The sequence below is a fragment of the Sphingomonas sp. ABOLH genome, assembly GCF_003951715.1.
GTDB classification, from domain to species: Bacteria; Pseudomonadota; Alphaproteobacteria; order Sphingomonadales; family Sphingomonadaceae; genus Sphingomonas; species Sphingomonas hankookensis_A.
Window position 1 is genome coordinate 162,587 of record NZ_QQWV01000001.1, and the last position, 21,393, is coordinate 183,979.

Genomic DNA, 21,393 nt, shown 5'->3' on the forward strand with positions numbered 1-21,393 from the left:
AATCACCGGAAGATCCCAGCTTTCGCCGGGGTGACCTGTACGATCAGGTACGAAGGGGGTTCAGCGAACCTCGGGCAAGCCCGTGCTGTTGCTTGGCGCGGCGCCGGGCGAGATGCCGAGTTCGGCCAGCGGCTCGTCCGGATTGCCGGTGGGCGTCAGGTTCGCGACAGCGACATTGGCCTGTTCATCGACCGCCGTCACATCCTCGCCGATCGGCGGTTCGTCGATCGCCGAGCGGAACAAGGCGCTGGCGAGCACGATCAGCAGCACGACCAGCACCAATCCGGTCGCGCCGACGCGCAGGCGTTGCAATAACTGGGATTGATCCGATCGCGGCGTCATCTGGGCGCGGTGTTACGCCGAAGTCGCCCCGCTGTCGACCGCCAACCCCTTCGCCGCCAGCCATTCGGGATTGTACAGCGTGGAGAGATAGCGGAACCCGGTGTCGCACAGGATCGTCGCCACCCGGCTGCCCGGCCCCAGTTGCCGCGCCAGCAGCACCGCGCCCGCGACGTTGATGCCCGACGACAGGCCAAGGCACAGCCCCTCCTCCGCCAGCAGCCGGCGAACCCAGACCATGCCCTCCTCGTCCGACACGCGAAACTGGGTATCGATCGGCGCGCCGTCGAGGTTGGCGGTGATCCGCCCCTGGCCGATCCCTTCGGCGACCGACGTTCCTTCGGACCGCAACTCGCCATGGGCATAATAGTCGTACAGCGCCGCGCCATGCGGATCGGTCAGCGCGATGGTGACCGATTCGTCCTTCTCCTTCAGCCCCAGCCCGACGCCGGCCAGCGTGCCGCCGGTTCCCGCCGCACAGGTAAAGCCGTCGATCCGCCCGCCCATCTGCTCCCAGATTTCGGCCGCCGTGCCGGTGATGTGCGCGCGGCGGTTGGCGATGTTGTCGAACTGGTTCGCCCAGATCGCGTTCGGCGTCTCCTCGGCGATCCGGCGGCTGGTGTGCACGAAATGGCCGGGGTTGGAATAGGGTGCGGCGGGCACCAGCACCAGCTCGGCGCCCAGCGCGCGGAGCGTGTCCATCTTCTCGCGGCTCTGCGTCTCGGGCATGACGATGATCGAGCGATAGCCCTTGGCATTGGCGACCAGCGCCAGCCCGATACCGGTATTGCCCGCCGTCCCTTCGACGATGGTGCCGCCGGGCTGGATCAGGCCGCGCGCCTCCGCATCCTCGACGATCGACAGCGCGGCACGGTCCTTCACGCTGGCGCCGGGATTGGCGAATTCGCATTTGGCGAAAATCTCCGCCCCCGCCGCCTCGCTCGGCCCCTTCAACCGGACGAGCGGGGTATGGCCGATCAGGGCGAGCGTATCAGTGGCGGTGTGCATGGCTTCCAGATGGCGCGGGACGCCCGCCGGGGCAAGCGCGCGGCGTGGTAGAATGGGTTGAGGGCAGGCAATGCGGGCTATGCCCTACCCCGCCAGCGCGTCGACCAGCGCCTTTACCTTCGCCTGTCGCCACTGCGGCAACGGCGCCACCAGCCAATAGCCGAGCCGCCCCGACTTCGGCTCCCCGACCACCACGACCCGTCCGGCCGCCACATCATCGCGTGCGAGCAGTTCGGGAACGGTCGCCCGGCCCAGCCCCGCTGCCGCCGCGTCGATCGCCAGCCCGGCATCGGCGACCCGTACCAGCGCCGAAGCATCCTCGGGGTTGCAGCCGGGCCAGCCGATCCGCGTATCGGCACCGCCGCCTGCGCGCTCGACGGTTACCATTCCGTCCGATTCCAGCGCCTCGCCCTCATGCGCGCCGGGTCCTTCGCCCCAGCGGATGGCGAGGTCGAGATTGGCTTCGGTGAAGTCGAGCGCGTCGTCGGCCGCGACCAGCGCAAAGCGCAGTTCGGGGTCGGCGGCGGCGATGCGCGACAGGCGCGGCAACAGCCATTTCTGCGTCAGGTCGCGCGGCGCGGCGATGGTCAGCGACTTGGACGACTGCCCGGCCTGCATCGCGCGGACCGCTTCCTCGAACTGCAGGAACCCGCCGCGCAGCGCCGCCAGCCCGGCCTCGCCCTCCGGCGTCAGTTCCAGACCGCGCGTGGTGCGCCGGAACAGCACGACGCCCAGCGTATCCTCCAGCGCGCGGACCTGCTGCCCGACCGCCGCCGGGGTCACCGCCAGTTCGTCGGCGGCACGGGTGAACGACAGATGGCGCGCGGCGGCATCGAGCACGCGCAGGCCGTTGAGCGGAAGATGCGTCCGCTTCATGCGCCGACCGCCGGGGCCAGCAGGGCAAAGCGCGGGATCGTCACGTCGAACGTCTCTCCATCATCGGCCAGCATGTGATAGCTGCCCTGCATCGCCCCGCTGGAGGTCGACAAGGGACAGCCCGATACATAGTCGAAGCTGCCGCCGGGTTCGATCACGGGCAGTTCGCCGATCACGCCTTCGCCCTCCACGCTATGCCGTTCACCGCGTCCGTCGGTGATGATCCAGTGGCGGGTCAGCAGCTGGACGGTACGCTCCGACCCGTTTTCGATGCGGATATGATAGGCCCAGAACCAGCGGCCCTGCGCAGGCTGCGACTGTTCGGGCAGATAGGTCGCCGATACCCGCACCACGATACCGCCGGTCGTCGCCTCGTGCGGGAACAGCGCTTTCATAGGGCGACCGCCCGCAATGCCTGGTCCAGATCGGCGATCAGGTCCTCGGCGTCTTCGAGGCCGACATTGATGCGGATCATGCCTTCGGAAATGCCCATCTCGATCCGCTTTTCCTCGGCCACGCCCGAATGGGTGGTGGAGGCCGGATGCGTCATCAGCGAGCGCGAATCGCCGATATTGTTCGAGATGTCGATCAGTTGCAGCGCGTCGAGCAGCCCGTGCGCCTGGGCACGCCCGCCATCGAGTTCGAACGAGAAGATCGGCCCGGCCATCTTCATCTGCCGCATGCACAGTTCATGCTGCGGATGGCTGGGCAGGCCCGGCGCGTTGATCTTGGGCACGCGCTGTTCGAGGAAGCTCGCGACCTTCAGCGCGTTTTCCGACTGGCGCATCACACGCAGGTCGAGCGTTTCCAGACCCTTCAGCACCACCCACGCATTGAACGCGCTGAGCGTCGGCCCGGTATTGCGCGTGAAGGGCAGCAGCACGTCGTCGATGAACGCCTTCGTCCCGCACACCGCGCCGGCGAGGACGCGGCCCTGCCCTTCCATCAGCTTGGTGGCGCTATAGGCGACGACGTCGGCGCCGAAATCCATCGGCCGTTGCAGCGCGGGGCTGGCAAAGGCGTTGTCGACGACGGTGACGATGCCCCGCTCGCGCGCCGCCGCGCAGATCGCGGTCAGGTCGGCGACGTCCATCGTCGGATTGGCCGGCGTCTCGAAGAACCAGACCTTCGTATTCGGCCGGCTGGCATCGATGAACGCCTGCGTATCGCGCGCGTCGACCACGTCGGTTTCGATCCCGAATTTGGGCAGCAGCGTATCGGTCAGCCAGCGGCACGAGCCGAACGCGGCGCGCCCGCCGACCAGATGGTCGCCCGCCGACAACTGGCTGAGCAATGCCGCCGTCATTGCCGCCATGCCGGTCGCCATCGTCCGGCATGCCTCCGCCCCTTCGAGCAGCGCGATGCGTTCTTCGAGCATCTCGACCGTCGGGTTCTGCAACCGTGAATAGGTCATGCCGACCTGCTCGCCCGCGAACCGCGCGGCGGCATCGCCCGCGCAGTCATAGGCATAGCCCGAAGTGAGGAACAACGCCTCCGACGTCTCGCCATATTCGCTGCGCGCGGTGCCGCCGCGCACGGCCTGCGTTGCGGGGCGCCAGTTGGCGGTGATGCTGCGGTCTTGTCCGGTCTTGCGCTTCATGGGCAGGGTCTTTGCGCGCTTGGGGCAAGAATTTCCAGAGGAGATGCGCCCCGCTGGACCGCTCCCTGCCCAACGGGTACAGCGCGGCGATGCGTTCCGTACTCAATGTGCATCGCTCGATCCTGGGACAGCCGTGGCGCTGGCGCGGGTTGGAGGGCGATGTGTGCGACGACGGGTTCGTCGCCGACGATCTCGTCACCCGTATCCTGCTGGCTCGCGGCTGTCCGCGCGAAGGGCTGGCGGCGCACAAGGCGCCCAGCATCCGCGAATTCATGCCCGACCCGTCGATCTTCCGCGACATGGATCGTGCCGCCGAACGACTGGCCGATGCGGTGATGGCGAAGGAATCGGTCGCGATCTTCGGCGATTACGATGTCGACGGCGCGACGTCTTCAGCATTGCTGGTCCGGCTGCTACGCGACCTGGGCCTTGCCGCCCGCCCCTATATTCCCGACCGGCAGCTGGAGGGATATGGCCCCAACGCCCCGGCGATGCTGCGGCTGGCCGGGGAAGGAGCGACGCTGATCGTCACCGTCGATTGCGGCGCACAGGCGTTCGATGCGCTCGCCGCTACCCGCGATGCCGGGGTCGATGTGCTGGTGGTCGACCATCACCAGTGCACGACGCAGCTTCCGCCTGCGCTGGCGGTGGTGAACCCCAACCGTCTGGACGAGGGCGAAGGTGCGGCGCATGGCCATCTGGCGGCGGTCGGTGTCGCGTTCCTGCTGGCGGCGGCACTCGTGCGGACGTTGCGCGCGCGCGGCTTCTTCGCAGGGCGCGCCGAACCGAAGCTGCTCGACTTGCTCGATCTGGTCGCGCTTGGCACCGTGGCCGATGTGGCGCAACTGCGCGGACTGAACCGGGCGTTCGTGGCGCAGGGGCTGAAGGTCATGGCCCGGCGGCAGAATATCGGCCTCGCCGCACTGATCGAGGCATCGCGCCTGACCCGCGCGCCGACCTGCACCGATCTCGGCTTCGCGCTCGGGCCGCGGATCAATGCCGGCGGGCGCGTCGGCAAATCGGACCTGGGCGTCCGGCTGCTGACGACGCAGGACCCGGAGGAAGCGCGTGCGCTGGCGGTCGAACTGGATCGGCTGAACGAGGAACGCCGCGTGATCGAAGGCGATGTGCAGGCGCAGGCCGACCTGTCGGCGCGCGCGCAGGACTCGCGCGGCTGCGTGGTGGTCAGCGGGCGCGGCTGGCATCCCGGCGTCATCGGCATCGTGGCCGGGCGGCTGAAGGAAAAACTCGGCCGTCCCGTCCTGGTGATCGCGATCGACGACCATGGCGTCGGCAAGGGATCGGGCCGGTCGATCCCCGGCGTCGACATGGGGGCGACGATCCTGGCCGCCAAGGAGCTGGGGCTGGTCAGCGCGGGCGGCGGCCATGCCGCGGCGGCGGGCGTGACCGTTGCCGAGTATGCGATCCCCGCGCTCGCCGACTTCCTCCACACCCGCATGGCCGAACCGGTCGAGCGCGCCCGCGAGGACCGCGCGCTGCTGGTCGACGCGGTGCTTGCCCCCGGCGGGGTCAGCCCGCTGCTGATCGAAGCGTTGGAGGCCGGTGGCCCCTACGGCATGGGCTGGCCCGCGCCGCGCGTGGCGGCAGGACCCGTGCGGATCGTGAAGGCCGATGTCGTCGGCAACGGCCATGTCCGCGCGATCCTGACCGGCGACGACGGCCGCCGGTTCAAGGGCGTGGCGTTCCGCCAGGCCGAAACCGAGCTCGGCATGGCACTATTGGGCGCCCCACCGCACCGCAAGCTGTGGCTGGCGGGCCGGGCAAAGCTCGACGACTGGGGCAGCCGCCCCGCCGCCGAACTGCACATCGACGACATGGCCTGGGCGGATTGAGAAAAATGCAAAAGTCTGTTGACCAATCCAAATCCCTCCCCTAACAGCCCGCTCACGCCTTCACGGCCCCTTCGTCTAGCGGTTAGGACGCGGCCCTTTCACGGCTGAAACACGGGTTCGATTCCCGTAGGGGTCACCATTCCAGCGATATTTCGCGGAAGGTGCGGCAACCTTTTCCCTTATGATTTGCGCGTCGCTGCGAACGCTACCCCCGGTGCATGAGCGGGTTGCTTTAGGACATTTGCCCGGATTTGAATGCGTCCGACCGGCTACCTCCGGCCATCGCGTGACGACACCGCCTCCAACGATCCGCAAAGGCGCCGATCCTGCTTCGGACGCCATTGCTGCTCCGCCTCGTCGCCGGGCGTTCCACTAGCGAAACCGCTAGTCCCGGGTTTTGCGGGAATGGCGATGACAGCGGCCCTCGAAATGAGGCACAGGTGCGGCATGAAGACCGAACAAGGTATACTGCGCCTGTCCGTCGTCGTTACCATCGTGTTGGCGATGGCCGGCGCCGGTATTGGCATCGTGGTCGGGTCGTCGGCTATCGTGTTCGACGGGGTCTATGGCTTGATCGACGCGGCGATGACCGGGATGGCATTGCTCGTCGCCCGGTTGATCGCCGCCTCCAATACCGCCGACGCGGCGGGCGGCATCTACAGCCGGCGCTTCACCATGGGGTTCTGGCACCTCGAACCGCTCGTGCTGGGGGTCAACGGCACCCTGCTGATCGGTGCGAGCGTCTATGCGATCATCAACGCCGTCGGCGCGATCCTTTCCGGCGGCCATGCGCTCGCCTTCGGGCCGGTAATGGCCTTTACCGGCGCCAGCCTGCTGGTCGATATGGGCATGGCCGTACTCGTCCGGCGCGCCAACCGTTCGATCGGATCGGCCTTCGTCGCGCTCGATGCGCGGGCATGGGCGATGACATCGGCGCTGAGCGGTGCGCTGTTCCTGTCATTCATCATCGGCTTTGCCGTACAGGGCGGGCCATATGGCTGGATCGCGCCCTATGTCGATCCGATCGCGTTGATCCTCGTCTGCGTCGTCATCATCCCCGGGCCGTTCGCGACCGTGCGCAAGGCGCTGTCCGAAATCCTGCTGGTGACGCCCCGCGACCTGTGGACTCAGGTTGAGGAAGTTGCCGGCAAGGTGGTCGAGCAGCACGGTTTCGTCGGCCACCGCGCGTTCGTCGCCCGGGTCGGCCGGGGCATCCAGATCGAGCTTGCCTTCATCGTTCCCGAACATTGGCCGGCCCGCCGGCTGGAGGAATGGGACCTGCTGCGCGACGCCATTGGCGATGCGTTGGGCAAGGATAGCCCCGACCGGTGGCTGACGATCGTGTTCACCACCGATCCCGAATGGGCCTATTGACCGGGGCCGGCACCGTCGCCTTGCCCTTCTGAACCCAAAGGACTGCAGGGTAGCCACTTGGCTATGGAACCAACCCGGCCCATCCTGATTATGACAACATATTGTCAACTTGAGTACAGCGGCTATGTCCGATCTTCACCCCGATGTCCGCGAACTCGCGCTGTCGGTCTTCGGCGCCAATGGGCGGCTGGTCAGTGCGGGTAACGATCTGGTCGCCGCGCTCGGGTTGACCAGCGCGTGGTGGCAGGTGCTGGCCGCCCTGCACTATTCGCCCGCCCCGCATACCGTGGCGTCGATCGCCCGCGCCATGGGGCTGACCCGGCAGGCGGTGCAGCGCATCGCCGATCTGCTGGCCGAACGGGGGCTGGTCGCCTTCTATCCCAACCCGCATCACCGCCGGGCCAAGCTGGTCGTGCTGACGCCCGCCGGATCGACGACGCTGATCGGCGCCGAGCAGGCCGTCGCACCGCTGGACGAAGCGATCGTCGATCGGATCGGCGTGCCGCGCATCCGCGAGGCGATCGCGACGCTCCACGCCATGATCGCGGTGATTTCGAAGCGGCTCGACCCGTCCGACGCTCTCTAGTTCCTCAACGTCGAAGGACCCTCCCCCATGATTCTGATCTCCGGAGCCACCGGCGGCATCGGTGGCGAAGTGTGCCGGCTGCTCAAGGCCGCAGGAACGCCGTTCCGCGCCATGGCGCGCAAGCAGGAGCAGGTCGACGCGTTCGCCAGGCAGGGCATCGACGGCGTCCTCGGCGACTTCGATCGGCCGGAGACGCTGGCGGGCGCGATGCAGGGTTGCGACACGATGTTCCTGATTACGCCGCCCACCCCGAACCAGTTCGCGCAGGAAACCGCAGCGATCGACGCGGCCAAACGCGCGGGGATCGGCCGGATCGTCAAGATTTCCGCATCGGACGGGAATGTGCGATCGCCGGTGCCGTGGGCGCGGACGCATGCGCTGATTGATCATCATCTGCGCGCGGCAGGCATCGGCTGGACGATCCCGAAGCCCACCGCCTTCATGCAGAATTTCCTGTGGTTCAAGGACCCGATCGCCCGGGGCTTCCTGCCGCAGGTGACCGGCACGGGATCGGTTTCCTGGATCGATACGCGCGACGTCGCCCGCGTCGCCGCGACGGTCCTGATGCAGGATGGCCATGACAGCGCGACCTATTTTCTGACCGGGCCGGAAACGCTCGACATGAAGGAGGCCGCGAAGCGCCTGTCGGCGGCGGTCGGCCACAAGGTCCGTTATCTCGACCTGCCGACCCCGCTATTTCGCGCGCTCCTCCGCCTGACCGGCAATTCGCGCTGGATGGCGAAGGGACTGGTGGTGCAGTTCGCCGACGTCGTCGCCGGGCATCACGACATCGACCCGACGTTCGAGATCGAACGCCTTACCGGACAGGCACCACACAGCTTCGCGGACTTCGTTCGCGATCATCGTGATAGCTTTGCGCGACCGGGTAGCTGATTGCGGACAGCCGGTCTGCGCGAGCGAGTTTCGCGCAGGCCCGCCGGCTACCGCAGCGTCCGTACCGTTCGACCGAAACTGCTCGACGGCAGGCCCGCAACCTGTTCTGCTCCTGCGCGTCAGCTTCGGAATCGGAGACTTGCCATGTCGTTGATCGTCAATGGAAAGGAAGTGGCGCTCCCCGCCGATCCCCGCGTCTCGCTGCTGGAACATCTGCGCGAGGGGCTGCACCTGACCGGCACCAAGATGGGCTGCAACCAGGGCGCATGCGGAGCCTGCACCGTGCTGGTCGATGGCGAACGCATCCTGTCGTGCCTCGCGCTGGCGGTGCAATATGCCGGGCGGCAGATCACAACGATCGAAGGGGTCGCGGACGGCGACGCGCTCCACCCGCTGCAACAGGCGTTCATCGACCATGACGGCTTCCAGTGCGGCTATTGCACGCCGGGGCAGATCTGTTCGGCGATCGGCATGGCGGCGGAGGCACGGCGCGGGGTGCCGAGCGTGGTGACCGACGACCTGTCGGCGACGGTCACGCTTACCGGCGAGGAGATCCGCGAGCGGATGAGCGGCAATCTCTGCCGCTGCGGCGCGCATAACGGGATCATCGATGCCATTCGCGCGACCGTCGCGGCGGAGGTCGCGGCATGACCCCGTTCACCTATGCCCGCGCCACCGATCGTGCCGAGGCGCAGCGGATGGGCGGCGCGAACGGTGCCGCCTATCTCGGCGGCGGCACCAATCTCGTCGACCTGATGCGCGAGCGGCTGGCCGAACCGTCGATGCTGGTCGATGTCAGCGCCCTGCCCGCCGCGATCGACGAAACCGCCGAGGGCGGGTTGATGATCGGAGCCGCCACGCGCAACACCGCGCTCGCCGAACATCGGCTGGTGCGCCGCCGCTACCCGATGCTGACCCGCGCGATCTTGGCCGGGGCGTCGGCGCAGATCCGCAACATGGCGACGGTCGGCGGCAACCTGCTCCAGCGGACGCGCTGCACCTATTTCTACGATGCCGAAGGGTCGCGCTGTAACAAGCGTGCGCCCGGCACCGGTTGCGACGCGCTGGGCGGGTTCAACCGCATCCATGCCGTGCTGGGGGCGTCCGACGCCTGTGTCGCGACGCACCCGTCCGACATGTGCGTCGCGCTGACCGCGCTGGACGCCATCGTCCATGTCGACGGCGCGACGGGATCGCGGACGTTGCCACTTGCCGAGTTGCACCGCCTGCCCGGCGACCGGCCGGATCGGGATACGGTGCTGGAGCCCGGCGACCTCGTCACCGCGATCGAGCTGCCGCCGCTGCGCTTCGGTGCGAATTCGACCTATCGCAAGGTCCGCGACCGTTCGAGCTATGCCTTCGCGCTCGTCTCGGTCGCGGCGGCAGTCGAGATGGACGGCGACCGCATCGCCGACCTGCGCATCGCGTTCGGCGGCGTCGCGCACAAACCGTGGCGCGCCTCGACCGCTGAGACGATGCTGCGCGGGCGCCCGGCCGGTCATCAGGCGTTCCTCGACGCCGCCGCCGCCGAATTTGCCGATGCACAGCCGCTGCGGGACAACGGCTTCAAACCGGCACTGGCCGGCCGGACGATGGCCGCCGTGCTGGGCGCGCTGACCAAGGGAGAAGCGGCATGAGCATTGTCGATTCCGCCAAGCAGAAGATGCAGGGGCTGGTGATGGGTACGCTGCAAAAGGTCGTGCCGCTCGCCCCCGACCGCTGGATGCCCGGTGGCACCCCCGACCCGCTGATCGCGCGCAAGCACGGTTTGATCGGCAAGCCCGTCTCGCGCCTCGACGGCAATCTGAAGGTGACCGGCGGCGCGGCCTTCGCGGCGGAGCACCGCTTCGATGGCATGGTCTATGCCGCGCTTGCCTATTCGACGATCGCGCGCGGACGGATCGCGGCGATCGATACGCAGGCGGCGGAGGCGGCGCCGGGCGTCTTGCTGGTGATGACCCATCGCAACGCCCCGCACATGGCCAAGGCGCCGATGTTCGGCAGTTCGCCGAGCGCCGTCGGTCCCCACGACCTCGCCATCTTCCAGGACGACCGCATCCACTGGAACGGGCAGCCGGTCGCCTGCGTCCTGGCCGAAACGCAGCAACAGGCGGATCACGCCGTCGCGCTGCTCGACGTGACCTATGCCGCAGCGCCGTCGACCACCGACCTTGCCACGGCAAAGGCGAACGGCACCGAACAGGCGCTGTTCATGGGCCAGCCGCTGCGCAACGCGATCGGCGATGCGGAGGGGGCGCTGGCAAAGGCGGCGCACCGGGTCGACCAGCGCTATCGCACGCCGCGCCACAACCACAACCCGATCGAACCCCATGCCGCGACGCTGAAATGGGACGGCGACCGTCTGATCATTCGCGACGCCAGCCAGATGGTGACGCAGCAGGCGCAGACCATGGCCGACGTCTTCGGATTGAAGCCCGACCAGGTCCGCCTGACCTCGCCCTATGTCGGGGGCGGTTTCGGCTGCAAGGGGCTGTGGGATCATCAGGTGATCGCCGCCGCCGCCGCACGCCTGTCCGGTCGGCCGGTCCGCATCGCCCTGTCGCGCGAGGGGATGTACCGCACCGTCGGCGGACGCACGCTGACCGAACAACGGGTGACGATCGGCGCGAGCGCGGACGGCCGGTTCGAGGCGCTGGTCCATACCGGCCTGTCGGTGATGACGCCGCACAACGCCATGCCCGAACCGTTCATCCTCGGCACCCGCAGCGCCTATGCCGTGCCGAACCTGCTGCTGCAGGTCGACGTGGCGCGGATGAACATGATCGCCAACACCTTCATGCGCGCGCCGGGCGAGGCGGTCGGCACGTTCGCGCTGGAATCGGCGATCGACGAGCTGGCGGTCGACCTGGGCATCGATCCGGTCGAACTGCGCATCCGCAACGAGCCGGACAAGGACCCGACCAGCGGCCTGCCCTTCTCCTCGCGCCATATCGTACAGGCCTGGCGTGACGGGGCGCAGCGCTTCGGCTGGGACGCCCGCCCCGCCGCCCCCGGCGCCCGGAGCGAGGGCGAATGGCAGATCGGCATGGGTTGCGCGACCGGCACCTATCCCTATTACCGCATGCCCGGGGCCAAGGCGCGCATCACGCTGCGCCGCGCAGGCGATGAGATCTATGCGAAGGTAGAGGTCGCCGCCGCCGAAATGGGCATGGGCACCGCGACCACAACCGCGATCGTCGCCGCCGAACGCCTCGGCCTTCCGCTGGATCATGTCGAGGTTGGCTATGGCGACAGCGACATTCCCGGCGCGATCATGGCCGGCGGTTCGCAACAGACCGCCGCGATCGGCGCGGCGGTCATGTCGGCGCATGCCGAACTGGTGACGACCCTGCTGAAGCTGGCCGGCAACGACTCCCCGCTGGCCGGCCTGTCGGCGGACGAGGTCGGCAGCGACGGCGGCGCGCTTGCGAAGCTGGATGACCCGACCCGGCGCGAACGCTACGCCTCGATCCTCGCCCGAGCGCAGCGTGATAGCGTCAGCGTGACCAAGGCCGGATCGATGCCGTTCGAATTCATGCACTGGTCGATGCATTCGCACAGCGCCCTGTTCTGCGAAGTCGGCGTCAACCGCGTCACCGGCGAGATCCGTATCCGCCGCTTCCTCGGCTCGTTCGACTGCGGCCGCATCCTCAACCCCCGCACCGCCGCCAGCCAGTTCAGGGGCGGCATCGTCATGGGGCTGGGCATGGCGTTGATGGAGGAAACGCACTTCGACGAACGCAACGGCCGGATCATGAACCCCAGCTTGGCCGAATATCACGTCCCCGTGCATCTCGACGTGCCGGAGATCGACGTGATCTGGACCGACATTCCCGATCCGCACGCACCGATGGGTGCGCATGGCATCGGCGAGATCGGCATTACCGGCGTCGCGGCGGCGGTCGCCAACGCGGTCTACAACGCGACCGGCACCCGCGTCCGCGACCTGCCGATCACGCTCGACCGGCTATTGTGACGATAGCAGTTCGGCGACCCAGGCGGGCACCAGCTCGCCCGCCGGGCCGAGCCGGCTGTCGTCGAACCGGTCCGACCCGGCCGATCGCTCCAGATTGAGTTCGAGCGTCGCCGCGCCGCGATCGTTCGCCCATTCGACGAAGCCGGCGGCGGGATAGACCGCGCCCGACGTGCCGATCGACACGAACAGGTCGCACGCGCCGATCGCCTCGACGATCCGGTCCATCGCATAGGGGATTTCGCCGAAGAACACGATGTCGGGCCGCAGCGCCGGTGCATCGCACGTGCCGCAGCGGCTGCCCGGCGGCAGCGGCCCGCTCCATTCCTGGCGCGCGCCGCACTGCGCGCACAATGCGGACCTGAGCGCGCCGTGCATGTGCAGCAGCCGCTCCGTCCCCGCCCGTTCGTGCAGATCGTCGACATTCTGCGTGACGATCAGCAGCTCGTCGGCCCATGCACGGTCGAGCGCCGCCAGCGCATGATGCGCCGCATTGGGCTCCACCGTCGCCAGCGCCGCGCGCCTGAGGTCGTAGAAGCGATGGACCAGCGCCGGATCGGCCCGCAGCGCCGGTGGCGTGCACACATCCTCGACCCGGTGCCCTTCCCACAACCCGCCGGGGCCGCGAAAGGTGGCGATGCCCGATTCCGCCGATACGCCGGCTCCGGTCAGGACCACGATATTACGGATCGCACGCATGGTCGTGGCATAGGCGACCGAAGCGGCGTCCGGAAGGGTGTCGGACGCCGCCACTGACGATTACAGCCCCGACACCGCCCATTTGTCGCGCGCGGCGCGTTCGTCGCGGCTGCGCGCCGCACCGATGCTGGCGAGCATGGTTTCATACTGATCGGTGGTGAACCCTGCGCGCAGGAACGCCGTCAGCTCCTCGGCCGGGACCGCGAAGCCGCGATGCCAGCTGAGCACCGCCATGCGCCGCAATGCCTCCAGCTTCGGATCGGCCAGCGTCGGCGACCGCCCGCCCCGCCCGAACACCTTGCCCAGCGCGATCGACAGCGCCGACGGCTCGCGCAGCGAGGAAAGGCGATCATGCTGCGCCAGCGCCACGACCGACCATTCGAGCGCGGTCAGCCCGGTCGCCGACGCCTTGCGCTCCCGCGCCGGTGCAACGACCGTGGCATCGGTATAGGGCGCGAGAACCGGATCGCCGGAAAAATGCAGATAGGCCATGGATATCCTCCCGAAATGGCCAGCGCCCTCCGACCGGCGGCACGATGATGCCGCCGCCCGCCCCCGTTGGGTCCGTGGCGCTGTGATGATGACGCCGACCATCGATCGCCCGGACACGATGGTCAGGACGGAAAACGGTCTGTCGATGAAGCTAAGCGGTTGGGCGTGCCGTCCGGTTACGGGGACGGCGCGCGGAAAACAGGTTCGGTCATAGCGGCATCCTTGCGAAAGCCGGGCAATGCCGAGTCGGCCGCCCCTTCTATACTGACTGGTATATTAACGGCCGGCCGACTCGTCAACGACTTTCTGTACCGCTCGGTAGTATAATATTTAGGTCCTGATCCGGTCGCGTAAAGGCACGGCGCCGCGTCGATCCAGCTATGCCGGATCGAACGCTAACGCCCCGGCCACATCATCAGACTGGTCGCCACGACCCGTTCCAGATCGGCACGCGTCGCGCCCGAACCGGCCTGCACCGCCATCCCCTGAAAGATGGCGAAGAGATACCCGGTCAGCCCGGCGATATCGACATGCTCGGGCAGGTCGCCCTCACGCTTCGCCTGTTCGAACCGTTCGACCAGCGCCGCCTGCGACGACGCGCGACGCTGCATTACATCGGCCTTGATCGATTCGGCCTCGGCCCCGCACGCGCTCATGCTGATGACGCCCAGGCACCCCTTGGGATCGCAGCTGCTCATCTGCGCATCGATCGCGCCGCGCAGCAGATGCTCGACCACCGCGCGCGCGGTCGGCTGTTCCAGCGCCTTGCGCATATATTCCAACTTCTCGGCCTCGTAGAGGTCGAGCGCCTTGTGGAACAACGCCTCCTTGTTGCCGAACGCGGCATAGAGGCTGGGCTTGGTGATTCCCATCGCCTCGGTCAGGTCGGCCATCGACGCGCCTTCATAGCCCTTGGACCAGAAGACGCCGAGCGCCGCCGCCAATGCCTGATCGACACAGAATTCGCGTGGCCGCCCCTTGGGTGCAGCGGTGATCACATTTTCCATAACGACCGGTACATATTGCTTTTGGCCGTTTTCACAAGCCCCGGCGGACTAGCGCACCCGCAACACCGCGTCGGCGGCGTCGTGGAGTTTCAGATAGATAGCACCATCGCCGCCACGCGGTACGGTAACGCTCGTTCCGACGAACCCACCGGGCAGCGTCACCGCCCCGGCCATGTCGGGGGTCGTCCCGATCGCAGCGACCAGGAACAGGTCGCGCCCGCTCACCGTGCAGCTCTCGCGGCACTCGATACCGGTCACCACCGGCAGCCGGACCAGTGTCGCCACCGCCTGCCAATCGCCCGCCGTACCGCCGCGCCATACCCGGACCCGGATCGGACCCGACACCGCCGGGCCGAACGCCGCCTGCGGGGCGATGGTCGCGACCACCACGTCATCGCCGATCCGCTGCACGGCGCCCGACGCGATCGTCAGCCGCCGGCTCACGTCGCCCGCCGCGATCTCGATGCCGTCGTCCGGTCCGCCCAGACCTCCAGCGATCCTTGCCGAAAAGGTAAGAGTCGCGGTCGTCGGGACCAGCCCGGCCGGCAAGTCGATCGGCCGTGCGCCCGCGGGCGAATCGAACGCCACTCGCCGGTCGAGCAGTTGCACGGCGGGACGCGACGGCGCCACGGTCGCGGCGACCGTGGCGCTGCGCCCGTCGCGCAGCTGCACGCTGGCACTCGTATCGGTCGCATCGCCCAGCGGTTGTTCGGCCACCAGCACCAACCGGTCCCCCTCACCGACCCGGGTCAACGCGCCGGCCGTGAAGCACACGCCGCCCAGCGTCAGGCCTGCCACCTGATCCAGCCGCGCACCCTCCAACACCCCTTCCTTGTCGCCGCGATGGAGGGTGAACCGGTCCAGCCGGCTCGGCTCCGCCCGACCGGTCAGTGCAATCTGGTCCGGCGCTACCGCCCCGTGCCGCACGACAGTGAGCGTCAACGGCCCCGGCCGGGTCTTGCTGAGCGGCAACGTCGTCTCGATCGCATCCGGCGCCGCCGCCTTCCACGTCAGCGATCGGCTGAGCCCCCCGGCATCGCGCAGCGTCAGCCCGGACACGCAGGCCGAGGCACCGCCGCGCAACACCAGCGGATGATCGCGCCCGACGATCACATTGGCATCGGGTTGCGGCGTCCATGCGCCCGGCCCGTCGATCTGCGCCGGCACGCGGGGCCCGCTGAACCGGTCGAAGCCCCAGCTGCCCTGTACCACCGCATCGGTGATCGGCCCGGCGACCGACGCCCCGCCCGCCAGCACCAGCCCGCCGCGCTCGGCATCGGGCGTCAGCTTCAGCAGCGACACCTTGCCGTCCGCCGCCGTCACCTTCAGCGTCAGGTCGCGGGCGTAATCGGTCGCGAACAGCAGCGCGGCATCGTCCAGCGGCAGCACGAGGTCCGGCCGGGCAAGGCACAGCGCCCCTTGCGCTCCCGATCGCCACAAGGGCGGTGGCGCGTCGCCGATCGGGGGCAGCGGCGCGACCAGCACCGATCGCGGATTCTGGAACGACGGGGCGCTGTTCAGCTGCAGGTGGATCGCATCGCCCTGCCCCAGCGCCAATGCCGGCAGATATTGATATTGCGCGCTGCGAAACGCCCCGAACAGCCGGGCCAGATCGCGCGCTAGGCCGATATAGGGGCTGTAATAGCCCGCCCCGCCCTCGCGCGTCGCGGCCACGCGATAGGCCAGGTCGACCGGTGCTCCGGTCAGCGTCTCGGTCAGTGTCGCGCCGCGCTGCGCCTGCAACACCAGCGCGTCGCGCTGCTGAGTCAGGCACGCCGCCTGCAACGCCCGCTGTTTCAGCAGGCAATCGGCGTTCAGCTTGATGCGCAGCGCATCGGCCAGTACCGGGGCGGCGCTCGCCAGCCGTTCGGGCGCGGCATCGCCGATCCGTCCGATGGCACCGACGAATGCGTCCAGCCGCTGCCGGTCGAGCGATGCCTGATACAGGTCCTGCGCCGCGCGCACGAAGACGCCGGGCCGCCCCCGCACCGCGCCGCGCACCGCTGAAAACCCGCCGCCTGCTTCGGGTGCCAGGAACAGCATCGCCTGCTCCGCGCCCTCCGGCACGGTGACGGTCAGCACATCCTTTTTCGGTTTCCACGTCTCGACCGAAAAGAACCAGTCCTTGGGCGGCGGATTGGTCGCGCCGCGCAGGAACGCGACGACCAGCAGATAGCGTGCCGACTGGTCCGCCGGCAGCAGCGCCCGCGCGGTCAGCCTGTCCCCGCCCCTGAGCGCCGGCACCGCCGCGACCGGCAGTTCGACCGCCCCCCGCGTGACGCTGACCGCGACCTCCGGCCCGTCGAGGTCGAACCCGTTCTGCTGGGCACGGGCCGGATCGGCAAACAATGCCGACAGCGCGGCGAGCAACAGGAGTACGCGAACCATGGGGCCGGCTATAGCGGACGGAGGGACAGTTGATCCACCGGCTTGGCCGTTGTGCAACGACCGGGAAGGCTACCGCGCCACCAGCGCCGCATCGCGCAGGCCGCGCCACACCCGGATCGCCTGCACCGTCTCCGCGACGTCATGCACCCGCACGATCTGCGCCCCGCGATCGACACCGGCCAGCGCCAGCGCGACCGACCCGCCCAGTCGCTGGTCCGCCGGCGCCTCGTTCGACAGCGCGCCGATGATCCGCTTGCGGCTGGCCCCCAGCGACACCGGGCAGCCTAAGCCGTGGAACAGCGCCAGCCCGTTCACTAGCGCCAGATTGTCCGACAGCGCCTTCCCAAACCCGATGCCAGGATCGACGACGATCTTCGCCCGGTCGACCCCGCCGGCAACCACTGTCTCGACCCGCGCCTCCAGCCAGTCGAACACATCGAGCAGCGGGTCGCCATAGCCGTCCCCGGCATGCGGCCCCTGCGCCGGGGCGGGCGAGTGCATCAGCACCACCGGACACCCGCTCGCGGCGACGACGCCCAGCGCGCGGGGATCATAGGCCAGCGCAGCCACATCGTTGACGACATGCGCCCCCGCCGCCAGCGCCGCCTCCATCACCGCCGCCTTGCGCGTGTCGACCGAGACCGCGACCCCCGCCGCCGCCAGCCGCTCGACGACCGGCACGACGCGGGCGATCTCGTCGCCTTCCCACACGGTCGCGGCACCCGGCCTCGTGGATTCCCCGCCCAGATCGATCAGAGCCGCGCCCGCCGCCGCCATAGCGACCCCGGCCGCCGCCGCGCCTGCCGGATCGCCGACATGCGCCCCGCCGTCCGAAAAGCTGTCCGGCGTGACATTCAGGATCGCCATGACCTGCGGCTGGTCGAACCGCAGCACCCGCTCGCCGACCGTCAACGACGGACGCGGCGCGGTGATCCGGCGATGCAGCTGGCGCGCACGATCCGCCCGGTCCGGCGGCGACGTCGCGACCCAATCGTCAAACCGCTCGACCGGCACGGTCATCCGCAATCCCGCCCGGTCGGTCACCTCATAGGCCGCGAACCACAGCATCCCCCCGGCCAGCCGCAACGCGCCGCCATCGGCCAGCCCGACCGGCGTGTCGACGAAGCGGACCGGGCGCAGATACATCAGGGTTGCGTCGCGAGCAGCCATTGCTGGCGCAGTGCATCGACCGCGACCAGCCCCTTCGACCCTTCGGTGTGCCAGAAGGTCCAGCCATTGCACGACGGCGCGTTCTGCAACGTCGAGCCGAGCTTGTGGATCGATCCGGCCGCCCCGCAGTCGGACAGCAGCGACCCGTCGGCCAGCACGGTCGCGCGGAAGCGGCGCTTGCTGTCGACCACCACCGACCCTGGCGGCAACAGGCCGTTTTCGACCAACACGCCGAACGCCACGCGCGGCGGTTTGGAGGGCGCACGCATCGCGCGGATCGCCGATTCATCGAGCGGCAGCGCCGCCTCGATCCGCGCGGTCGCCGCCTCGACATAGGTCGCGTCGCGTTCGATCCCGATGAAGTGCCGCCCCAGCCGCTTGGCGACCGCGCCGGTGGTTCCGGTGCCGAAGAACGGGTCGAGTACCACATCGCCCGGCTTGGTCGACGCCAGCAGCACGCGGTACAGCAGCGCCTCGGGCTTCTGAGTCGGATGGACCTTGGTCCCGTCCTTGCGCAGCCGCTCCGGCCCGCCGCAGATCGGGAATTCCCAGTCCGAACGCATCTGCAATTCGTCGTTCAGCGTCTTCATCTGGCGATAGTTGAAGGTGTAGCGCGCCTTCTCGCCCATCGATGCCCAGATCATCGTCTCGTGCGCGTTGGTGAAGCGCGTGCCCTTGAAATTGGGCATCGGGTTCGACTTGCGCCACACGATGTCGTTCAGGATCCAGAAGCCCTGGTCCTGCACGATCGACCCGACCCGATAGATATTGTGGTAGCTGCCGATGACCCAGATCGTGCCGTCGGGTTTCAGGATGCGGCGTGCCTCGGCCAACCAGTCGCGAGTGAACTTGTCGTACGCGGCGAAGCTGTCGAACTTGTCCCAATCGTCATCGACCGCATCGACCTGACTGCCATCGGGGCGCAGGAGGTCGCCGCCCAGCTGCAGGTTGTAGGGCGGATCGGCGAAGATGCAGTCGATCGACTTGGCGGGCAGCGAGCGCATCGCCTCGATGCAATCGTCCATCAGGATCCGGTCGAGCGGCAGCGCGACCGTCGTCGCGACCTTCTTCTTCCGGGTTTTCACTGCCACCATCGTCGTCATTCCCCTTGCATTGCCGCCATCTCGCGGAATCCACGAGTCGCGGTCAAGAGGTAATGCTTGACTCTTGCGTTGATGGAGATTCGTTGCGGCGACGAATCGAGTCGCTGCGGGGCATATCTTGAGGCTGAGGACGCGGATCAGACTCCATATCTGGTATCACTCGGTTCGTCGCAAAACCGCGCAGGTCAAAGCGTCAGACACGCCTGCGCGACCGGTGCGAAACTTCTGCGGTGCAGCGGCGTCGGACCCAGCGTCCGAAGCGCCTCCAGATGCACCTTCGCGCCGTATCCCTTGTTCGATGCCCAGCCATAGCCGGGATGCCGGGCATCCGCTTCGACCATCATCGCGTCGCGGGTCTGTTTCGCGACGATCGAGGCGGCGGCGATCGACAGGCTGATCGCGTCGCCGCCGACCACCGCGATGCTCGGATGGCCCCAGTTCGGACAGCGATTGCCGTCGACCAGCACCATACCGCACGCCATCCCCAATGCGTCGACCGCGCGTTCCATCGCCAGCATCGTCGCCCACAGGATGTTGAGCCGGTCGATCTCCTCGACGCTGGCGATCCCGACGCCGACCGTCGCGCATTCCAGCAGCCGGGCGTGGAGGTCCGCCCGCCGCTTCGCGCTCAACTGTTTGGAATCGTTCAGCCCGTCCGGCACGCAATCGCGGTCGAGGATGACGGCGGCGGCGACCACCGGCCCGGCCAGCGGCCCGCGCCCCGCTTCGTCCACCCCCGCCACCGGCCCGACATGGCGCGCCTCGTGCGTCCAGTCAGGCATCGGCGATGCGCCATGGCGGAAACCGCCGCATCTCGCCCGCCTGGTACAGGCAAACCTCGTTGCCCGCCGGATCGAACAGCCGCGCCTCGCGCCAGCCCCAGGGCCGGTCGATCGGCTCCTGCGCGAACGACAACCCCTGCCCTTTCAGATAGTGGACCACGACGTTCAGGTCGCCGACTTCGAAATACACCGCCGGCACCTTGCGCTCCTCGGTCATCTCGATCGAGAAGGTCGCCCCGCCCTCGGTCTCGAACCGGGCATAGCGGCGGCTGGACCGCACGATCGCCTTGAGGCCGAGCAGGCGGTAGAAATGCTCGCTCGCCGGCACGTCGCTGGCCGGCACCGTCACCTGGTTCAGCATCGGCGACCAGCGCGACTGGTTGAGGTCGAGTCGCACCCCCTGCTGCGCCATCGGTCCCGCGCCGCGCCCCAGTTCGTCGGCACCCAGCATCGCGATCCGCACGAAACTGCGCGCGCGGCCGATCGCCTCGACCAGCGTCCATTCCTTCGCCAGCTCGCACGCGATCGCGGTCGACAGGGTACAGCCGGTGCCATGCGTCGCCATCCCGTCGATGCGCGGGGACGACCATTCGACCAACGGCGCGGCACCGCTGCCGCGTTGATGCAGCCGGTCGACCAGTACCTCGCCCTCGCCGTGCCCGCCCTTTTGCAGGACGGCACAGCCATGCGACAGCATGTCGTCCACGCCGCCCAGGGCTTCCAGTTCGGGCAGGTTCGGCGTCGCGACCGTCGCGACCGCCATCAGCCGCTCGAACGCGGCGACCGTCGCTTCGTCGGCGAGCCGCGCACCGCTGGTCGAGATCATCACCGGGTCGAACACCACCGGGACGCCGGGCAGGTCGCGCAGCCGGTCGGCCAGCGCGTGCGCCGTGCGCGCCGATCCGATCATGCCGATCTTCACCGCATCGACGCCGATATCGCGCACTACCGCATCGATCTGCGCCATCACCATGTCGGTCGGGATGGGATGCACTGCATCGACGCCCAGCGTGTTCTGCGCGGTGATCGCGGTGATCGCGGTCATGGCGTGCGCGCCCAGCATCGTCGCGGTCTTGATATCCGCCTGGATACCGGCGCCCCCGCCGGAATCGGAACCGGCGACGATCAGGATACGGGGTGTGGTCATGGGGTGGGGTTAGCCTTGCGATGCGGACGCGACAAGCTCCTCCCCGGTACGGGGAGGGGGACCAGCGAAGCTGGTGGAGGGGGATGTCGGCATACGGAACGG

General features: G+C 68.5%; 20 protein-coding genes and 1 tRNA gene. 8 read left to right on the plus strand and 13 right to left on the minus strand.

Translation table 11 applies throughout. The features are described from left to right. Positions 1-60: 60 nt before the first annotated feature. The 5 genes from CA237_RS00840 to CA237_RS00860 all read right to left on the minus strand — a co-directional run bounded on the left by CA237_RS00840 (position 61) and on the right by CA237_RS00860 (position 3,823). Positions 61-312, minus strand: a complete 252-nt coding sequence (locus tag CA237_RS00840) for a hypothetical protein (RefSeq protein WP_066686963.1) — start codon at positions 310-312, stop codon at positions 61-63. Between the two features lie 42 nt (positions 313-354). Then, positions 355-1,347, minus strand: a complete 993-nt coding sequence (locus CA237_RS00845) for a cysteine synthase A (protein ID WP_066686960.1) — start codon at positions 1,345-1,347, stop codon at positions 355-357. Positions 1,348-1,431: 84 nt separating this feature from the next. After that, the gene (locus CA237_RS00850) at positions 1,432-2,223 is read right to left on the minus strand and encodes a LysR family transcriptional regulator (RefSeq protein ID WP_066686957.1); all 792 of its coding nucleotides are present in this window, start codon (positions 2,221-2,223) and stop codon (positions 1,432-1,434) included. After that, positions 2,220-2,618 carry a Co2+/Mg2+ efflux protein ApaG gene (gene apaG / locus CA237_RS00855; protein WP_066686954.1) on the minus strand — a complete coding sequence of 133 codons (399 nt, stop codon included), beginning with the start codon at positions 2,616-2,618 and terminating at the stop codon, positions 2,220-2,222. Before apaG ends, CA237_RS00850 begins: the two co-directional genes overlap by 4 nt. Next, entirely contained in the window at positions 2,615-3,823 is a 1,209-nt protein-coding gene (locus tag CA237_RS00860) for an aminotransferase class I/II-fold pyridoxal phosphate-dependent enzyme (protein ID WP_066686951.1), read from the minus strand. Before CA237_RS00860 ends, apaG begins: the two co-directional genes overlap by 4 nt. Positions 3,824-3,912: 89 nt before the next feature. Between CA237_RS00860 and recJ the strand changes: the two genes are divergently transcribed. From recJ to CA237_RS00900, 8 genes are all read left to right on the plus strand, one after another. Further along, positions 3,913-5,676 carry a single-stranded-DNA-specific exonuclease RecJ gene (gene recJ, locus CA237_RS00865; protein WP_066686948.1) on the plus strand — a complete coding sequence of 588 codons (1,764 nt, stop codon included), beginning with the start codon at positions 3,913-3,915 and terminating at the stop codon, positions 5,674-5,676. A gap of 64 nt (positions 5,677-5,740) precedes the next feature. Further along, a tRNA-Glu gene (locus tag CA237_RS00870) sits at positions 5,741-5,815 on the plus strand. A 308-nt stretch (positions 5,816-6,123) separates the two neighbouring features. Continuing rightward, a complete protein-coding gene (locus CA237_RS00875) occupies positions 6,124-7,050 on the plus strand; it encodes a cation transporter (RefSeq protein ID WP_066686946.1) in 927 nt (308 codons plus the stop codon). A gap of 124 nt (positions 7,051-7,174) precedes the next feature. Then, positions 7,175-7,636 carry a helix-turn-helix domain-containing protein gene (locus CA237_RS00880; RefSeq protein WP_126012329.1) on the plus strand — a complete coding sequence of 154 codons (462 nt, stop codon included), beginning with the start codon at positions 7,175-7,177 and terminating at the stop codon, positions 7,634-7,636. A 27-nt stretch (positions 7,637-7,663) separates the two neighbouring features. Beyond that, complete coding sequence (locus tag CA237_RS00885; protein ID WP_126012332.1) at positions 7,664-8,530, plus strand: SDR family oxidoreductase; 867 nt, start codon at positions 7,664-7,666, stop codon at positions 8,528-8,530. A 144-nt stretch (positions 8,531-8,674) separates the two neighbouring features. After that, positions 8,675-9,181, plus strand: a complete 507-nt coding sequence (locus tag CA237_RS00890) for a 2Fe-2S iron-sulfur cluster-binding protein (protein ID WP_066686939.1) — start codon at positions 8,675-8,677, stop codon at positions 9,179-9,181. After that, entirely contained in the window at positions 9,178-10,167 is a 990-nt protein-coding gene (locus tag CA237_RS00895; protein WP_066686937.1) for a xanthine dehydrogenase family protein subunit M, read from the plus strand. Before CA237_RS00890 ends, CA237_RS00895 begins: the two co-directional genes overlap by 4 nt. Next, positions 10,164-12,506, plus strand: coding sequence for a xanthine dehydrogenase family protein molybdopterin-binding subunit (locus CA237_RS00900; RefSeq protein ID WP_126012335.1), 2,343 nt, complete (start codon positions 10,164-10,166; stop codon positions 12,504-12,506). The genes CA237_RS00895 and CA237_RS00900 overlap by 4 nt, the downstream gene beginning before the upstream one ends. On the opposite strand, the gene CA237_RS00905 is transcribed toward CA237_RS00900, so the two are convergent. The 8 genes from CA237_RS00905 to thiD all read right to left on the minus strand — a co-directional run bounded on the left by CA237_RS00905 (position 12,498) and on the right by thiD (position 21,291). Further along, complete coding sequence (locus CA237_RS00905) at positions 12,498-13,202, minus strand: NAD-dependent deacylase (RefSeq protein WP_066688027.1); 705 nt, start codon at positions 13,200-13,202, stop codon at positions 12,498-12,500. The two genes, CA237_RS00900 and CA237_RS00905, sit on opposite strands and share 9 nt — an antisense overlap. Before the next feature lie 60 nt (positions 13,203-13,262). Continuing rightward, positions 13,263-13,694, minus strand: coding sequence for a hypothetical protein (locus tag CA237_RS00910; protein WP_066686933.1), 432 nt, complete (start codon positions 13,692-13,694; stop codon positions 13,263-13,265). A 395-nt stretch (positions 13,695-14,089) separates the two neighbouring features. Beyond that, complete coding sequence (locus CA237_RS00915; protein WP_126012338.1) at positions 14,090-14,701, minus strand: TetR/AcrR family transcriptional regulator; 612 nt, start codon at positions 14,699-14,701, stop codon at positions 14,090-14,092. 48 nt (positions 14,702-14,749) lie between these two features. Further along, the gene (locus tag CA237_RS00920; RefSeq protein ID WP_066686927.1) at positions 14,750-17,089 is read right to left on the minus strand and encodes a hypothetical protein; all 2,340 of its coding nucleotides are present in this window, start codon (positions 17,087-17,089) and stop codon (positions 14,750-14,752) included. A 69-nt stretch (positions 17,090-17,158) separates the two neighbouring features. Further along, the gene (gene folP / locus CA237_RS00925) at positions 17,159-18,259 is read right to left on the minus strand and encodes a dihydropteroate synthase (protein ID WP_241215399.1); all 1,101 of its coding nucleotides are present in this window, start codon (positions 18,257-18,259) and stop codon (positions 17,159-17,161) included. Beyond that, positions 18,235-19,353, minus strand: a complete 1,119-nt coding sequence (locus tag CA237_RS00930; protein WP_126012341.1) for a site-specific DNA-methyltransferase — start codon at positions 19,351-19,353, stop codon at positions 18,235-18,237. Before CA237_RS00930 ends, folP begins: the two co-directional genes overlap by 25 nt. A gap of 194 nt (positions 19,354-19,547) precedes the next feature. Next, entirely contained in the window at positions 19,548-20,144 is a 597-nt protein-coding gene (locus CA237_RS00935; RefSeq protein WP_066686916.1) for a ribonuclease HII, read from the minus strand. Continuing rightward, positions 20,137-21,291 (minus strand): bifunctional hydroxymethylpyrimidine kinase/phosphomethylpyrimidine kinase, encoded by a 1,155-nt coding sequence (gene thiD / locus CA237_RS00940; protein WP_066686915.1) that lies wholly within the window; start codon positions 21,289-21,291, stop codon positions 20,137-20,139. Before thiD ends, CA237_RS00935 begins: the two co-directional genes overlap by 8 nt. Between the last annotated feature and the right edge of the window lie 102 nt (positions 21,292-21,393).

What these genes read in the sequence shown, in the direction of transcription:
- CA237_RS00935 (WP_066686916.1), bottom strand. Translation starts at nt 20,144, where the DNA reads ATGCCTGACTGGACGCACGAGGCGCGCCATGTCGGGCCGGTGGCGGGG.
- CA237_RS00905 (WP_066688027.1), bottom strand. Translation starts at nt 13,202, where the DNA reads ATGCGTGCGATCCGTAATATCGTGGTCCTGACCGGAGCCGGCGTATCG.
- CA237_RS00860 (WP_066686951.1), bottom strand. Translation starts at nt 3,823, where the DNA reads ATGAAGCGCAAGACCGGACAAGACCGCAGCATCACCGCCAACTGGCGC.
- CA237_RS00880 (WP_126012329.1), top strand. Translation starts at nt 7,175, where the DNA reads ATGTCCGATCTTCACCCCGATGTCCGCGAACTCGCGCTGTCGGTCTTC.
- CA237_RS00910 (WP_066686933.1), bottom strand. Translation starts at nt 13,694, where the DNA reads ATGGCCTATCTGCATTTTTCCGGCGATCCGGTTCTCGCGCCCTATACC.
- CA237_RS00850 (WP_066686957.1), bottom strand. Translation starts at nt 2,223, where the DNA reads ATGAAGCGGACGCATCTTCCGCTCAACGGCCTGCGCGTGCTCGATGCC.
- folP (WP_241215399.1), bottom strand. Translation starts at nt 18,259, where the DNA reads ATGGCTGCTCGCGACGCAACCCTGATGTATCTGCGCCCGGTCCGCTTC.
- thiD (WP_066686915.1), bottom strand. Translation starts at nt 21,291, where the DNA reads ATGACCACACCCCGTATCCTGATCGTCGCCGGTTCCGATTCCGGCGGG.
- CA237_RS00920 (WP_066686927.1), bottom strand. Translation starts at nt 17,089, where the DNA reads ATGGTTCGCGTACTCCTGTTGCTCGCCGCGCTGTCGGCATTGTTTGCC.
- CA237_RS00885 (WP_126012332.1), top strand. Translation starts at nt 7,664, where the DNA reads ATGATTCTGATCTCCGGAGCCACCGGCGGCATCGGTGGCGAAGTGTGC.
- CA237_RS00930 (WP_126012341.1), bottom strand. Translation starts at nt 19,353, where the DNA reads ATGGTGGCAGTGAAAACCCGGAAGAAGAAGGTCGCGACGACGGTCGCG.
- CA237_RS00845 (WP_066686960.1), bottom strand. Translation starts at nt 1,347, where the DNA reads ATGCACACCGCCACTGATACGCTCGCCCTGATCGGCCATACCCCGCTC.
- CA237_RS00895 (WP_066686937.1), top strand. Translation starts at nt 9,178, where the DNA reads ATGACCCCGTTCACCTATGCCCGCGCCACCGATCGTGCCGAGGCGCAG.
- CA237_RS00875 (WP_066686946.1), top strand. Translation starts at nt 6,124, where the DNA reads ATGAAGACCGAACAAGGTATACTGCGCCTGTCCGTCGTCGTTACCATC.
- recJ (WP_066686948.1), top strand. Translation starts at nt 3,913, where the DNA reads ATGCGTTCCGTACTCAATGTGCATCGCTCGATCCTGGGACAGCCGTGG.
- CA237_RS00915 (WP_126012338.1), bottom strand. Translation starts at nt 14,701, where the DNA reads ATGGAAAATGTGATCACCGCTGCACCCAAGGGGCGGCCACGCGAATTC.
- CA237_RS00900 (WP_126012335.1), top strand. Translation starts at nt 10,164, where the DNA reads ATGAGCATTGTCGATTCCGCCAAGCAGAAGATGCAGGGGCTGGTGATG.
- apaG (WP_066686954.1), bottom strand. Translation starts at nt 2,618, where the DNA reads ATGAAAGCGCTGTTCCCGCACGAGGCGACGACCGGCGGTATCGTGGTG.
- CA237_RS00890 (WP_066686939.1), top strand. Translation starts at nt 8,675, where the DNA reads ATGTCGTTGATCGTCAATGGAAAGGAAGTGGCGCTCCCCGCCGATCCC.